This is a genomic window from Granulicella mallensis, assembly GCF_014203225.1.
In the GTDB taxonomy this organism is placed as follows: Bacteria; Acidobacteriota; Terriglobia; order Terriglobales; family Acidobacteriaceae; genus Granulicella; species Granulicella mallensis_A.
On sequence record NZ_JACHIO010000048.1, the window covers coordinates 1 to 1,929 of the forward strand.

Consider the following 1,929-nt stretch of genomic DNA (forward strand, 5'->3'; position numbering starts at 1 on the left):
CCGGAATGAGCCGGGGACAGCCAAGTCGTAACGCGCCCAGGAAGAGTAGTAGAACCGCTCCTTGAATTTGACAACCGATCTCAGCAACGTTAGGTCGGAAAGTGCAGCACTCTTAATCGGGCTTTCGCTGAGCTTGTAGAGGTCGTAGTAGTGTCGCGAATACCGCGCGGGAATTGCGTCGGGGCGATGGGCTTCCTGATGGAGGATCGTTGCCTTTTCCCAGAATGTCCGCTCGGCATCAATCGCGATGACCTCAAAGACGGGATTGGAGAAGGCGTCAGGAAAGGCTTCAGCGGCATACGCTTTGATGCTGTGAGAGCTGGAAGGAACCCACGAGGCAAGCGGCCCAATCTCCAAGCGGACTGCGGGCCGGATATATCCTGCCTCGAACGCCGCTGGGTAGAACACGTTGATGGTATGAGGATCGTCTTCGTCGATTCTGGCGACGATGCCAGAGATCGACGCGAAGAAAAGGTTGAGTTGGGCAAGTAGCGTGTCCCGGATATATGCAACCGCCCTTGCGTTCATCTCCTGGTTTTGGCGGCTTTGCTGTGTCTTGGAGGCGGTGGCTTGGTAGGGATCATTGGCACCCTCTTGGTCGTAACCAAGCAGACGCCAGTCAAGAACCAAGTCGATGTCTTCCTAGAAACGGTCAATCAGCCCGAAGACCTTGGAGAGGCTTGTGCCGCCTCTGAAGACCATTTGATACTTCAAGGCCGGTTCCGCAAAGAGGAGTTTGAGAATCCAGCAGACCCAGAAGTCTTTCTCGACAATGGCGGCATTCATCCCGAGCCGACTTGCCGACTCTCGAAATAGATCCCGCCTGTCCGAGGCTGGTCCAGCAGCAATCTTATTCATGAGCGTCCTCTTGAGTGATCTGCTGGATGGCGCTATAGACCCAACCAGTCGCAGTCTTGGTATCGGCCAGGACTTTGGCGCGTAATGATTCCGGTAGCCATGCCCGGATCTTCGAGATGATCTCAGGGGTAATTTGCTCCTGCCCAAGAGACTTGAGCGCCTGAACAATCAGGCCACTTTCCTTGAGTTCGATGCCCGACTCCTTCAATGCCGTGTGCTCGAAAGCCAAGGTAGTATTCCCAACCCGATAGACCCGATCAGGGCCATCCGAGAGATAGACGGTGCGGGCAGGAACCTGGGTGGAAAGCCCAAGAAAATTCAGGGCGGTGGCGCCGCTGGGCTGAATGCGCCAGCGAAACTTCCGCGCCAACGCCCTCGCGACCTGGTCGATGTCCGGGCTTAGGCTCTGATCGAGGAGCGTGCTGAAACGAGGGTAGTCATAGATGCCGCGAATGACGCGGCGAATCTCTCCGCGCTTCTCCAGCCGGTGAAGCCCGGAATCGACAGTCGGGCGACCTCCGAGGTCCAGGAAGTCTCGGGGTGAGAATGCCCATCCACCCCCAGTCCCCCGAATGCGATACAACGCTTTATCTTCAAACGTTTGGCTCATACTCAATCGACCTATTCTGCAAGAAAAAATACCACTATTTTCTTGCAAAAGCAAATCAGAGAACACGCCGCCGTGTATCTGCAAACTCAATATGAAGTTCCTGCGTGTTGAATGAGAGCGCGTCTTGAAGGCATAAAAACGCCGGGTATCAGCCGTGCGTATCCCACCGTGATCAACTGAGGAAAGAAGGGAAGTAAGCCAAGCTGGGTTGGTTCCCCGCGGACCAACCCGATGCCCACATAGTGTGCTGTGGCTTTGTGGCATTTTTGTGGCAAATACCGCCATTTGGGCCGGTTTTACCGGTTTTGCCGTCTCATAAGTGCTTTGCCGTCAATCCTTTGCTCCACGATAGCCACCTTCACACGGTGGAAGTCGCAATTCCGAATCCAGGGCACAGATATAAAAGCCTCAAGCTCTCTATTTCCTCGCCGACCTCGATGAAAAATCTATCGAGGTCGAGT

Annotated in this window: 1 protein-coding gene and 1 pseudogene; both read right to left on the minus strand. The window is 54.8% G+C overall.

Features of this window, described 5'->3' with window-relative positions:
- Positions 1 to 858, minus strand: a pseudogene (locus HDF15_RS25430) (nucleotidyl transferase AbiEii/AbiGii toxin family protein); the annotation flags it as partial.
- Positions 851 to 1,468 carry a DUF6088 family protein gene (locus HDF15_RS25635; RefSeq protein WP_221314621.1) on the minus strand — a complete coding sequence of 206 codons (618 nt, stop codon included), beginning with the start codon at positions 1,466 to 1,468 and terminating at the stop codon, positions 851 to 853. The pseudogene HDF15_RS25430 and the gene HDF15_RS25635, both read right to left, overlap by 8 nt.
- Between the last annotated feature and the right edge of the window lie 461 nt (positions 1,469 to 1,929).

Coding starts and splice junctions, on each gene's coding strand:
- HDF15_RS25635 (WP_221314621.1), bottom strand. CDS start 1,468: ATGAGCCAAACGTTTGAAGATAAAGCGTTGTATCGCATTCGGGGGACT.